Origin of the sequence: uncultured Exiguobacterium sp., from assembly GCF_964277885.1 — a bacterium.
In the GTDB taxonomy this organism is placed as follows: Bacteria; Bacillota; Bacilli; order Exiguobacteriales; family Exiguobacteriaceae; genus Exiguobacterium_A.
This window is the reverse complement of record NZ_CAXYJR010000003.1, coordinates 46,246-58,421: the sequence shown is the minus strand read 5'-3', so window position 1 is coordinate 58,421 and position 12,176 is coordinate 46,246. Positions and strand designations below refer to the sequence as shown.

Annotated in this window: 14 protein-coding genes; 11 read left to right on the top strand and 3 right to left on the bottom strand. The window is 49.7% G+C overall.

The window, feature by feature from the left end; genetic code table 11:
• The 8 genes from walK to ACHWTJ_RS01570 all read left to right on the top strand — a co-directional run bounded on the left by walK (position 1) and on the right by ACHWTJ_RS01570 (position 7,671).
• Entirely contained in the window at positions 1-1,851 is a 1,851-nt protein-coding gene (gene walK, locus ACHWTJ_RS01605; protein WP_055969786.1) for a cell wall metabolism sensor histidine kinase WalK, read from the top strand.
• Positions 1,848-3,164 (top strand): two-component system activity regulator YycH, encoded by a 1,317-nt coding sequence (yycH, locus tag ACHWTJ_RS01600; RefSeq protein ID WP_394679001.1) that lies wholly within the window; start codon positions 1,848-1,850, stop codon positions 3,162-3,164. Before walK ends, yycH begins: the two co-directional genes overlap by 4 nt.
• 6 nt (positions 3,165-3,170) lie before the next feature.
• Positions 3,171-4,007, top strand: coding sequence for a two-component system regulatory protein YycI (locus tag ACHWTJ_RS01595; protein WP_394679000.1), 837 nt, complete (start codon positions 3,171-3,173; stop codon positions 4,005-4,007).
• 10 nt (positions 4,008-4,017) lie between these two features.
• Positions 4,018-4,809, top strand: coding sequence for an MBL fold metallo-hydrolase (locus tag ACHWTJ_RS01590; protein ID WP_023469840.1), 792 nt, complete (start codon positions 4,018-4,020; stop codon positions 4,807-4,809).
• 106 nt (positions 4,810-4,915) lie between these two features.
• Positions 4,916-6,205, top strand: a complete 1,290-nt coding sequence (locus ACHWTJ_RS01585) for a S1C family serine protease (RefSeq protein WP_394678999.1) — start codon at positions 4,916-4,918, stop codon at positions 6,203-6,205.
• A gap of 146 nt (positions 6,206-6,351) precedes the next feature.
• Positions 6,352-6,513, top strand: coding sequence for a CxxH/CxxC protein (locus ACHWTJ_RS01580; RefSeq protein WP_394678998.1), 162 nt, complete (start codon positions 6,352-6,354; stop codon positions 6,511-6,513).
• 72 nt (positions 6,514-6,585) lie between these two features.
• The gene (gene rlmH, locus ACHWTJ_RS01575; protein WP_023469837.1) at positions 6,586-7,065 is read left to right on the top strand and encodes a 23S rRNA (pseudouridine(1915)-N(3))-methyltransferase RlmH; all 480 of its coding nucleotides are present in this window, start codon (positions 6,586-6,588) and stop codon (positions 7,063-7,065) included.
• Between the two features lie 129 nt (positions 7,066-7,194).
• On the top strand, positions 7,195-7,671 hold the full coding sequence (locus ACHWTJ_RS01570; protein WP_294740142.1) for a GNAT family N-acetyltransferase: 477 nt from the start codon (positions 7,195-7,197) through the stop codon (positions 7,669-7,671).
• A 1-nt stretch (position 7,672) separates the two neighbouring features.
• Here ACHWTJ_RS01570 and ACHWTJ_RS01565 read toward each other — a convergent pair whose 3' ends face one another.
• From ACHWTJ_RS01565 to ACHWTJ_RS01555, 3 genes are all read right to left on the bottom strand, one after another.
• Positions 7,673-8,047, bottom strand: coding sequence for a hypothetical protein (locus tag ACHWTJ_RS01565; protein WP_394678997.1), 375 nt, complete (start codon positions 8,045-8,047; stop codon positions 7,673-7,675).
• Between the two features lie 336 nt (positions 8,048-8,383).
• Entirely contained in the window at positions 8,384-8,623 is a 240-nt protein-coding gene (locus ACHWTJ_RS01560) for a hypothetical protein (RefSeq protein ID WP_023469834.1), read from the bottom strand.
• A gap of 15 nt (positions 8,624-8,638) precedes the next feature.
• Entirely contained in the window at positions 8,639-9,259 is a 621-nt protein-coding gene (locus ACHWTJ_RS01555) for a DUF1524 domain-containing protein (RefSeq protein WP_029343013.1), read from the bottom strand.
• A gap of 192 nt (positions 9,260-9,451) precedes the next feature.
• Between ACHWTJ_RS01555 and ACHWTJ_RS01550 the strand changes: the two genes are divergently transcribed.
• The 3 genes from ACHWTJ_RS01550 to ACHWTJ_RS01540 all read left to right on the top strand — a co-directional run bounded on the left by ACHWTJ_RS01550 (position 9,452) and on the right by ACHWTJ_RS01540 (position 12,176).
• Positions 9,452-9,649, top strand: coding sequence for a hypothetical protein (locus ACHWTJ_RS01550; RefSeq protein ID WP_394678996.1), 198 nt, complete (start codon positions 9,452-9,454; stop codon positions 9,647-9,649).
• Positions 9,650-9,731: 82 nt separating this feature from the next.
• Complete coding sequence (locus ACHWTJ_RS01545; RefSeq protein ID WP_394678995.1) at positions 9,732-10,919, top strand: DUF4317 domain-containing protein; 1,188 nt, start codon at positions 9,732-9,734, stop codon at positions 10,917-10,919.
• 177 nt (positions 10,920-11,096) lie between these two features.
• On the top strand, positions 11,097-12,176 hold the full coding sequence (locus ACHWTJ_RS01540) for an alpha/beta hydrolase (RefSeq protein ID WP_394678994.1): 1,080 nt from the start codon (positions 11,097-11,099) through the stop codon (positions 12,174-12,176).

Below are 12,176 nucleotides of genomic sequence, written 5' to 3'. Positions count from 1 at the left end.
ATGTTAAAAGGAACGAACTTCTTTAAATCCATCCAATGGAAACTCGTCGTCATCTATGCCTTATTGATCTTAGTGGCGATGCAGGTCATTGGCGTCTATTTCGTTCGTTCCCTTGAAAAGCAGTACATTACGAACTTCTCGAAGTCGGTCGAGGACCGGGCAGGTCTTGTCGCCTATAACGTCGGGAAGGAATTCGATAAAACAGGCGATGATGAAGCCTCCAAACGGCAGTTGTCCCAATCACTAGGGCAACTGCTGTCTGAGTTTAGTAATGGCTCCACCTCAAGGAACGACATCCTCGAAGTTCAGATCATCGACCAGGACTCAATCATCCAGGCGACGTCGGATAACGAGAACCAGTCGGCGGTCGGACAACGAGCGACGAATTCATTGATTAAAAAAGCACAGGCAACGAGCTCGACCCGGACGGACACCGTGCTTGATCCGGAATCAGAGGATAAGATCCGAATCTTTGCCGTACCGGTCACCTCGGAACGAGACGGCGTCACGACCGGGATGATTTATGTCCGCGCCTCGATGGAGTCGATCTATTCGCAGATGCAACAGGTCACGCGGATTCTTGCGACCGGAACGGTCATCGCTCTCGTCATCACGTCGATTCTCGGGGTCTTGCTGTCGCGGACGATCACGCGTCCGATTTCCGATATGCGGCGTCAAGCGATCGAGATGCGACGCGGGAACTTCTCGCGGAAGGTTAAGGTCTATTCGGACGATGAGATCGGTCAACTCGCCCGTTCGTTCAACGAATTGACAGATGAGCTACTCGAAGCGAACGCGACGACGGAAGCTGAACGACGAAAGTTGACGAGTGTCCTTGAGAACATGACGGACGGAGTGATTGCGACGGACCGGACGCTGCGCGTCATCTTGATGAACGATCAAGCGAAGGATATCGTCGGTGCGGACGATGCGAGCGTCGTTGGCACGAACTTGAAGGACTTACTGGCACTCGGTGACGATTTCATGATTCCGGAAGACGGAACGATGCCACCGCGTCTACTTGATTTCAGCAGTGAGGATGAACTGTTCCTCGTCCGGGCATTCTTCTCGCCCGTCAAGAAACACAGTGGTCCAATCACCGGGATGATCGTCGTCCTGCATGACGTTACGGAACAGGAGCAGGTCGAACAGGATCGACGCGAATTCGTCGCGAACGTCAGTCACGAGCTCCGGACACCGCTGACGACGATGCGCAGCTACCTCGAAGCCTTGGCAGAAGGAGCGTATCAGGACGAGGAACTCGCACCGCGTTTCCTTGAGACGACACAAAACGAGACGGAGCGGATGATCCGCCTCGTCACCGATCTCTTACAGCTGTCGAAGATGGACAGTAAGGAATATAAGATGAACAAAGTCCGCTTCGATTACATTCAGTTCTTGAATGAGATTCTCGATCGCCATGACATGACGAAGCCGGAACGGATCCGTTTCCGTCGTAAAATCATGAAGCGGAAAGTCTATATCCGTGGGGATCAGGATAAATTGATCCAGGTCGCAGATAACATCCTGACGAATGCGATCAAATACTCGCCGGAAGGCGGAACGATCACCGTCCGGACGATGCTCCGGGCAAAACGGATCGTCATCAGCATCAAGGATGAAGGTGTCGGAATCCCGAAAGCGAATCTCCAAAAAATCTTCGAACGCTTCTATCGTGTCGATAAAGCCCGTGCCCGTAAAATCGGTGGGACTGGTCTTGGTCTGTCGATCGCGAAAGACGTCGTTTCCGCACACGGTGGCGACATCTGGGCAGAAAGCGAATGGGGACGCGGTACGACGATTTACTTCACGCTCCCGTATGAGGTGATCGAAGAGGTGGATGCCGGATGAAGAAACAACACTGGAGTTCGCTGTTACTCGTCCTGCTCGTCGCCGGTTCGATCGCTCAGACAGCGATGCTCTGGACCTATCACCCAAGCAGTGAATCGATCGAGCGGGAACAGGTCTCGTTCAACGAGATCGATGCCTCAAAGACGATTGAAAGCAACCAGCTGATTAATCCGGAACTACTCGTCTATTCGGATCAGGAAGGGACGTACCAGACGCAAATCATCGGGCGAACCTTCCTCAACCGGATCGGTGCCTCGTTCAACATCGGTGTCCTTGTCCTGACGGATAAAGCAAAGAACATCCCGGTCGGTGACCGAAGCGTCGAGATGATTTTTCCGACACCGATCAGCACGACGATGCTTGAGGAGTTACTCGGCGAAAAACAGATCGCGTTCTCAGAACCAATCAAACGACTCTATCTCCTCGACTATGATGGTCCGATTCTTCGTCTTGAGTCGGCGACTGGTCGCCTGAAGGACTTTAAGCTCGTCGGCGATGAGACGGTTCTGAAACGACTGTTCGCGCACAATAAGAAAAAACCGATGACACGCGTCGAACTTAAAGGTGGCGATTATACGTATGTCGCGAGCGGTACGACGCGACTAGAACAAGTCTTCGTCTATGACGAGGTCGGTCAATCACCGCAACCGCTCGATCGCATCCGGAGTGCCTTCTTTGCTGAGAATTCGAACGTCCAGCAGATTAAGAGTCGGGATGACCTCGACGTCTTGACGGATGGCGTCAGCGTCTCGACGTATGACCGAAATTACAATGTCTATCGCTTCAACACGTTATCACCGAATACCCAAAGCTCGACCGTCGATTACAGCACGCTCGTCAGCTACGTCAACATTCATGGAGGCTGGCTGGATCAAGAGACGCAACGAAGCGGTTTCCGCTATTACTTCGATCAGATGAGTAAGAAGGGCGAGGAACAGACGGCGACGTTCCGGTTGTACTTGAACCGGTATCCGGTGTTCGGGGAGAGCGGTCCGCTGCTCGAACAGACGAAGTTCGATCTCGCGACACTGAAGATCATGTATGAAGAAAATCAAGTTCGGTCGCTCAGTCGCAGCATGCTTCGGGCGAAGCGGAAACTGATCCTTCGGGAAGAGACGGTGCCGGCTGTCGAAACAGTTCTTGAACGTTTGAGACGTGCTGATCTCTTAAAAGAAATCAGTGGGATTCGGGTTGGATATGAGATGACATATAAGATTTCAACGAGCCGCTACGCTGTCTTTGAGCCGACGTGGTTCGTCAAGGTCGATGGAGTCTGGCAATCGATCAATCAAGCTGTCGGGAATGAGGGGTGAGGACGAATGGACTGGAGTAAAGCGAAGACCTTATTGATGCTGACCTTTTTGATCCTCAACGTCTACCTCGCCATTCAATTGATGGACCGGATGGTCGAGCCGCGGATCGTCGCGACGAGTGCGACCGGGAAATCGATCTTGAAGGATCGTCAAATCGACGAGAAGAAGCTGCAACCGGTCACGCGAGACATCGGCTATTTAACAGCCGAAGTCGACGCGCGGACGCTGGCGCCACTGGCGAGTTCACCAATTCGTGATGCGGTCGCCTCCGTCAAGAATGATGTCGAGTATTCGGTCCGGTTGACGAAACCGTATCGACTCGAAACGAAGACGATGCGGGATTCCGCTTCATCGTTCGTCCAGGCATCCGTTCGGTATGGTGCCGAATATACATTTTGGAAGTATGATAGTAAGTATCAGGAGATGACATTCGTTCAGACGTATAAGGGACAGCCGCTCTATTCGACACCACAGCAGTCGCGTGAGGACGATGCGATGATCGGACCGTCCCTGCTCGTCTTGCAACTCAACGATGCGAAGGAAATCGTCAGTTATAAGCAACGCCACTTGAACAAGGTCGTCCGGCAAGCACAGGACGTGACGTTGTTATCGGCAAGTGAAGCAATCGTCCAGTTGTCGGAGCAAGGTTTGTTCCCGGCATCGAAGCGGTTGACGAGTCATAAGCTCGGTTATTTCTGTCTCGTCACGGAAGGCACGGAATCCGTTCAAATCCTGCCGCCGACGTGGCAAATCGAGCTCGACAATGAAGAAGTCTACTTCGTTAATGCGATTGACGGCGGTGTCCAGACCGTCGAACGATTGGATACAGTCTCAGAGAAATGAGGAATGCACGATGAGCCTACACTACAGCGTCATGGCCAGTGGCTCGACTGGGAACGCCCTCTATATCGAAAGTGAACAGACTCGCTTGCTCGTCGACGCGGGACTGACCGGTAAGGCGATGCTCGCCTTGTTCGACCAGATCGACCGATCGCCGCATGGCATCGATGGTCTGTTCGTCACCCATGAGCACTCCGACCATATCAAAGGCGTCGGCATCATGGCACGGAAGTACAATATCCCGCTTTATGCGAATGAAAAGACATGGGCGGCGATGGAAGCAAAAATCGGCAAGATTGATCCGGCGCTGAAGTTCCTCTGGGAAGTCGGAGAGGTCAAGCAGTTCGGTGACATCGAAGTCGAATCGTTCAATGTCAGTCACGATGCAGCGGATCCGATGTTCTTCCAGTTCGCGCATGAAGGAAAACGGTTGGCACACATCACGGATACCGGATACGTCTCGGACCGGATGAAAGGTGTCATTCGGGGCGCTGACGCCTATATCTTCGAAGCGAACCACGACATCGGTATGCTCCAGATGGGACATTATCCATGGAGCGTCAAACGACGGATCCTTGGTGACTACGGACACGTCTCGAACGAGGATGCCGCAATCGCGATGAGCGAGGTCCTAGATGACCGGACGAAACGGATCCACATGGCCCACTTGAGCAAGGACAACAACATGAAGGAACTCGCTCGGATGAGTGTCTCCCAGACACTCGCGAGCCGTGACGTCGATCTGAGTAAGATTCAGCTTCTCGACACGGATCCGGTCATTCCGACACCGCTTCTGAAGCTTTGATTATGGGAAATTACTGAATATGCTCAAAAGACCCCCACATTTGGCTCACTTGCCACGTGATGGGGGTATACTTGTGTAAAGAGAGTCATAAAGGAGGCGTATGTCGATGGATCGACCCGAAGAACCACGGAACGAATCCGAACGATACGAACAGTCATCCGATGAGAGCGGCTTCCCGCCCCGTCAGCCGGCAACGAGCGAACCGGTTAGCCCTTATCGTGAACCATATGAAGAACAACCAGAACCACTGCGTCGTCGCGGTGCCGGAAAAGCCTTTTTCGTCGGTCTGATCGGCGGAATCGTCGGAGCCTTGTTGATCGCGCTCGTCGCGTGGCCGTTCGTCCGTGACGAGATGACAAGTCCGACACCGGTTTCGTCAACGGCAACGGAACAGACCGCGACACAGACGACAGAGGATGAAGCCGACATCGTCGGTGCGGTCGGTAAGACGAAGGAAGCCGTCGTGAGCGTTACGAACCTTCAGAGCTCGTTTCAAGGAACGGATCAGGAAACGGGTGCAGGGTCCGGCGTCATCTATAAAAAAGACGGCAATAAAGCCTACGTCGTTACGAACTACCACGTCGTTGAAGGCGCGAGCCGCTTGTCTGTCACGTTATCCGACGGAACAGCACTCGAGGCAAAAGTCCTCGGAGAAGATCCGACGTACGATTTAGCCGTCCTCTCGATTGATTCATCGAAAGTGACACAAGTCGCAAAACTGGGGGATTCGGATACGTTACGTGCCGGTGAAACGGTGCTTGCGATCGGGAACCCACTCGGAATCTTCGCGAACTCCGTCACGCGCGGTGTCATCAGTGCGCAGGAACGGACAGTTCCAGTCGATACGAACAAGGATGGACAGCAAGACTTCAACACGGAAGTCATTCAAACCGATGCAGCGATCAACCCGGGGAACTCCGGTGGAGCGCTCATCAACACTGCTGGTCAATTAATCGGGATCAACTCGATGAAGATCGCAGAAGCAAGTGTTGAAGGAGTCGGATTTGCGATTCCAATCAACGAGGCGTTACCAATCATGCGTGATCTTGAGCAAAACGGTGAAGTCGTTCGTCCACAGCTCGGGATTCAGATTCGCGACGTGCAGGAGTTCCCAAGCGGATATCGCGAAGATCGTCTGAAATTACCGAATGATGTTACGAAAGGAATTGTCGTCGTTGGTCTGACACGTAATAGTGGAGCCGAAAAAGCGGGAATGAAGGCAAACGATGTCATCGTCGAGATCAACGGAAAAGCGATCGCATCGTTCGCGGATTTAAAAAGTGTCCTCTACCGGGATGCAAAAGTCGGCGAAACAGTCAAAGTCACGTTCTACCGGGGCGGTGAAAAACAGACAGCAGATGTGAAGTTGTCGGCCCAGTCACAAACCGTTCAGTAAGGTATAACCTGAAAAATCATCCACAGGTCCGACCTGTGGATGGTTTTTTTTGAGTGAGGAAACCTACGCCTTTTCCGGTCAGGAAGGTTGATATTTGTTATACTGGAAGCGGATAAATGTGGATAAGTGAAAGGAGGAGACTATCTGTGGATAAGTACGTTTGTTTAGAACATGTCGAGCTCGCGCTTGACGAAATCGTGGATGAAACAGAACAATACCCGATTCTCGATCAGCTAAATCTAGAAAAAAACATCACCTGTGAATACTGTGACGCACTGGCAACATATCTTGTGTCAAGCAAAAAATAAATATCAACATGTGGATTTGTGGATAACTCTGTGGATAACTCCTGAATTTTCTGTCAGAAAGCGAGAAAAAAGATGCAAATTACCATCATTACGGTCGGAAAGCTAAAAGAGAAGTATTTGAAGCAAGGCATCGCCGAGTATACGAAGCGTCTCGGCGCCTACTGTTCAATCCAAGAAATCGAGGTCGCGGACGAAAAGGCACCGGAGCAGTTGAGTGAAGCGGAGATGGCGCAAGTGAAGAAAAAAGAGGGCGAACGGATTTTAGCGAAGATCGGACCGGATGTTCATGTCCTCGCACTTGCTATCGAAGGAAAACAACGGACGAGTGAACAGTTCGCAAAAGAACTCGATCAACTCGCGACATACGGTAAGAGTAAAATTGCCTTCGTCATTGGTGGCTCGCTCGGTCTCGCACCAGAAGTGATGCAGCGGGCGAATGATACAATCTCGTTTTCCAAGATGACATTCCCACATCAATTGATGAAGATGATTCTCTGTGAACAGATTTATCGGGCGTACCGGATTAATCGGAATGAGCCTTATCACAAATAAGCAGTATTTAGATGACCGCCTTAAGTGTATTAACTGATACTTTAGGTGGTCTTTTTTGGATAGTAAGATTAACTCTTATATCACAATTAACAAAGACGATGAAATATATATAAATGAAAGGAGGATATAATGATTATTAAGATTATTGAAGAGAAAACACGTAGTCAGGTTAAAGCCTTTTTTACCAAGCACTGGGGTAGTTCACAAATGGTAACGTCGACAGGTGTTCATGATTGTAGTCTGTTAGACGGGTTTTATGCCATAAACGATGATTATGAAATTATTGGACTGATCACCTATCATATGACTTCGCAGACGTGCGAAATCATTTCACTGGACAGTCTTGAAGAAGGCAAAGGAATCGGTTCGCAATTGATGCAAGTGGTAGAAGAAGGGGCAGCACAGCAACAATGCAACTTGCTGACACTCGTTACAACGAATGATAATGAGCATGCGATACGTTTCTATCAACATCGGGGATATACAGTATCGCAAGTGATTCCGAATGCGGTGGACCTTGCACGCAAAATAAAACCGGAAATCCCGTTATACAATGAAAAGGGAGTTCCGATTAAAGACGAAATCGTCTTGATAAAACATTTATGAGTTACTTATTCGTTGTTGATGTTAGAACTTCTAAATAATCTTTCTCACTCTTGAATTGATCATTCACAATCAAGTCCGGTGAAATCAAGTAGGTTCCGGCATATTCAACGTGCTTAATTTTAAAATAGCATGTCTTAGGTGCGAGTAGACTTTTCGATTGATGAATCTGCTCTCGTGATAGTGGCGTCCAACCTGATTGATTTTGTGAATTAGCGAAAGACACAACAATCGATTGATCCGCTTGAATCAATACCACGAGGTCTTTCTTTTGTAAACGTGATGGATTGACGTGAGTGAGGATTGGGTCGGCAGACTTGGCGATAAACCCGCCAATAGTATCGTGTGACTGCTGTTCCTTTATGAATTGTTGAATCATAATTATCCCCCTGACTGGATCTATGGATTACTCCGACTTTTCTTTCGTGATGATACCGAAACCAAACAGCATGATGATGCCGGTAACGAGTAACGAGTAACGCAGGAACGTGACTCTCTAATGCCATGTAGAGACCTGCACCACTAAGATGACGCCAGTTGGAATCAAAACGTTTCACATGAAGTATTCCTCCCTGAAAGGATAATGACGTTGTTTTCACTATACCGGATAGAACGTCAGATAAAACGCATGCTTTAATAAATAATGACAATCTGATTTTGAATATGCAGAACAAAAACAGACGCCGTCCATTAAATTGGACAGCGTCTGTTTTCATTATGTTCGTTCCAGTACATTGACGAGCATCTGATGGATGACGTCATGATCCCGGACGTCATGGACACGATAACTGCCAGGTAACGTATAGACGTCTATCGCCCCGACATAAGCAATCTTCAGTTCTAACGTCCCGTCCTCCTGACAGGTCGTCCGGAGTTCGAGTTCACCGCTGATGACACCGACTTCTTGCGTCATCACACCATGTGTGGCGGTAAAGGTAGAGGTTTTCGTTTCCATCGAATCGACTCCTTTTTAGTATGTACATGTGTTCAACATCGTCTGTAGCGCTGTTTTTTCACTCGATTGTAAGCTGAGGTTCCAGCGGCTCTTCGTATTGATCCACATCTTCGAGTAGGCACAGCTCGCACCTGCCCGTGTTGGCTTCCATGTCGACGGATCCTGATCCCCTTTTGAACGGTTCGAGCTTGCAGAAACAGCGATCAATTGCGGACCTGTCAAATCGTTTGCGAATGCTTGACGTGTCGTTGTCGTCCAGCTGCTTGCTCCTGAACGCCATGCTTCCGCAAGCGGTACGACGTGATCGATGTCGAGGTCAGACGGATTCGTGAATGTCAGTCCGTCATAGTAACTATACCAAGAACCGGATGTGACGGGGCACGATCCGACATATGAATCGGCGTCACGTTTTAAGACGACTTGTCGTGTATCACAGCCGCCTCCTTGACTGCTCCAGTGCGGGAACAAATCACGTGAATAACCGGTCATGCTGCCTTCTGTTTTAACAGTTAAGGCATCGAGTTGAGACTGTGCCGTCGCTTTCGACGAGATCCCTGAGGGCAGTGCGGAAACGGATGTCGTATCGAATTGGAAAGCGGTCAGGCAGACGAGCGTAGTGATGACGATGGACTTGATGGCTTTGAACACGTGTCATTCCTCCTATGTATGAGACGAGATGATGTGAAGACACCCTTCACAATTTTTAGTATGGCATCACTTATTTAGGAAAAAATGAATATCGTGTAAATGTTATTAAAATTAAACTTTTGTCATTATATAGAAGGGTCTGATGTTAGGATTTAGGTGGAGAAGAAAGGAGACTACATAATGAACGAACGAATTAGAGGATGGTTGATCGTGTTCGGCGTATTTTTAGTCGTAAGTGGCACGTTGACGGAAGCGAAACGTTATTTCAACACAAAAGAACTAGAAAATTGTATTGCGCAAGCTCGCGCTGCCCACCAAGAATATGAATATGAGATCGTTAATCCTATCACACGCGCGTATTCATTTCGTGCGCATTGATTTTCTAAAAGATGTCGGGTCACCTCGCATATGGTACGCTTTTCAGGAAGCAGGATTTTAATGATTCGAGGAGCTGGTATGCATGAATAAAAAAGACATCGCCGACATCCGTCGTCACTTCAAGATGGATGCCGATTTACTAAAAATCCATGAAATCTACAACGTCTATATCCGAAAAGAGACGAGCGAAATCTATCATGAGGAAGCCCGACCGTTTCCATTGCTTGATCCGGAGCAACAGGAGCTGTTCCTTGCGAACTTCAAGAAGGTACTAGGTGGAAAACTCGACGTCAAGCTGTTCGAGGTCAAGTTCACGCATCCGGAAGAAGGGGAGACGGGTCATACGCAGCAGCTTCTTTATGAAGGACTGTATGCGGAAGAGCCGGAGGACTGGGTCGAACAGATGCAGACGATGGCGTTGAAGATGGTTCAGGACGTCCAGTACGAGAACGACCTCGTCGTCACGTTCATTCGCGGACAATACTATAAAACGACGAAGCGCCAAGCGGATGAGACAGAGATCAATCCGAATGACGACGTCTATACGACACCCTTCATCCTCGGTAGCCTTAACTTGACGGAGTTACCGAAACAATCACTCGTCTTTGATTTTGTCGAACGCGAATTCAAGTCGAACTTATTCATCAATCCGGTCATCAAACTAGCGTCGCCGATTGGTGGATTTCTCTTCCCGACCTTCACCGACAATGCAGCAGACGTCAATCATGTCTTGTATGCGGCGGGTAAGCCGAATAAACCGGATTTCGGCTTCCTTGAAAACGTCTTGAACGGTCAACCGATCGTCACGGCAGATGAGGATAAAGCGATCTTCGAGGAGATCGTCAAATCAGTCGTCGGTGAATCGATGGATACGAAGACGTTAGCTGGTGTCTATGAAAACATCAATCAGTTGATCGTCGTCGAAGAGGATCAGGATGAAGAAGAAGTACCGATGCTTGACGTTCAGGAAGTCGAGCGTGTCCTCAAGGCAAGTGGTGTCGAAGACGTCAGCACGGAGCAGGTCGAACGGGCGTTCAAGACGGTCGTCGACGATCCGACATACGAGATGAAGGCGAGTAACATCGTCCCGAACTATGAAGCGAAATCGATTAAAATCAATACGAAGGTCGCGAACATCGCGATCAGTCCGCAAGACTTGAAGTACGTCAAACAAGTCAACTATCAAGGGAAACGCTGCTTGTTGATCGAGGTCGAGGAAGACACGGTCATCGATGGCTTTACGATCGTTTCACAAGAACAATTACGATGAGGATCAGCGCAGGCGACTGCGCTGATTTTTTTAGGTGAAATATTTGCTTCTCCTGTCAAAGACAGGTATATTGTGATGTAAGCGGTCTCTTTTTTGGAAAAGAGACATTCGAAATTTTTTTTAGCGGTTATCGAAAGCGCTTTCGGTAACGGTTTAACCAGAAAGGAAGCGATCCACTTGTCTACCGCATCGATGCAAGATTTACTGCGGACGTTACGAAATCGTTCATCCATTCATCAAGACGGTCTTGAGATCGTCGATAAGCCAATTCCCGACGTCTCGACCCCCGGAACACTCGATCCGCGTGTCCGTGAGGTCGTCCTCACGCAGCGCCCATCGGTCTCGATTCCAGAAGGGGCGTCGCCAGTCGAACTGGCGCGTGCTGGCATGGGTTGGAACAACGAAGACGTGACGACCCGACAGATTGCAACAGACTTCTTTGCGATCCCGAGACCCGGTACCACAATCGAAGCACGGCTGTATCGTCCGGAAGCGGCGCGTCCGCTCCCGCTCGTCGTCTATTTCCACGGTGGTGGTTTTTTCGGTGGCACACTCGAGACAGTCGAGAACCCATGTAAGGCATTAGCCGATAAGGGGAACGTCGCCGTCTTGTCGGTCGGTTATCGATTGGCGCCAGAGCATCCGTTTCCGACAGGGCTTGAAGATTGTCATGCAGCGATCGATTGGGCAGTCGAACACGCTGATCGACTTGGGATTGATCCAGGTGCGATCGCTGTCGCCGGTGACAGTGCCGGTGGGAACTTGGCGACGGTCTGTTGTTTGCTCGACCGCGAGCGTCCGACGCCGTACATTCACTATCAGATCTTGTATTATCCAGTCGTCAATGTTGGGGAACATCCGAATTCGGAATATGACTGGACGCTTGAAGCGTATGACCGACAAACGGAACCGGAGCTACTCGAACGGATCATTCTCTCGCTTCAAGATGAAGAAGGTATCCTCGAGCAGTGGTACGTTCAAGCAAGTGACTCGAAGGATCGACGGATTTCACCATTGTTTGCGACGCTCGATGATCTACCAGAGGCACTCGTCATTACAGGAGAGTTTGATTACTTACGACTTGAAGGGGAAGCGTATGCGAAAAAGCTCGTGCGCGCCGGCGTCAAGACTCGTTATCTCCACTACCGCGGGATGGAACATGCCTTTCTTGATAAACTCGGTCTGTATCCGCAAGCCGAAGACAGCTTAGACGAAATCGCGAAGGACTTAAAACGACTCTTTTCTCAAACTAACTAA

Bases quoted from the DNA above. Each gene is read 5' to 3' on its own strand.
- ACHWTJ_RS01565 (WP_394678997.1), bottom strand. From the start codon at position 8,047: ATGATTCAACAATTCATAAAGGAACAGCAGTCACACGATACTATTGGC.
- ACHWTJ_RS01560 (WP_023469834.1), bottom strand. From the start codon at position 8,623: ATGGAAACGAAAACCTCTACCTTTACCGCCACACATGGTGTGATGACG.
- rlmH (WP_023469837.1), top strand. From the start codon at position 6,586: ATGCAAATTACCATCATTACGGTCGGAAAGCTAAAAGAGAAGTATTTG.
- ACHWTJ_RS01595 (WP_394679000.1), top strand. From the start codon at position 3,171: ATGGACTGGAGTAAAGCGAAGACCTTATTGATGCTGACCTTTTTGATC.
- ACHWTJ_RS01590 (WP_023469840.1), top strand. From the start codon at position 4,018: ATGAGCCTACACTACAGCGTCATGGCCAGTGGCTCGACTGGGAACGCC.
- ACHWTJ_RS01570 (WP_294740142.1), top strand. From the start codon at position 7,195: ATGATTATTAAGATTATTGAAGAGAAAACACGTAGTCAGGTTAAAGCC.
- walK (WP_055969786.1), top strand. From the start codon at position 1: ATGTTAAAAGGAACGAACTTCTTTAAATCCATCCAATGGAAACTCGTC.
- ACHWTJ_RS01550 (WP_394678996.1), top strand. From the start codon at position 9,452: ATGAACGAACGAATTAGAGGATGGTTGATCGTGTTCGGCGTATTTTTA.
- yycH (WP_394679001.1), top strand. From the start codon at position 1,848: ATGAAGAAACAACACTGGAGTTCGCTGTTACTCGTCCTGCTCGTCGCC.
- ACHWTJ_RS01545 (WP_394678995.1), top strand. From the start codon at position 9,732: ATGAATAAAAAAGACATCGCCGACATCCGTCGTCACTTCAAGATGGAT.
- ACHWTJ_RS01585 (WP_394678999.1), top strand. From the start codon at position 4,916: ATGGATCGACCCGAAGAACCACGGAACGAATCCGAACGATACGAACAG.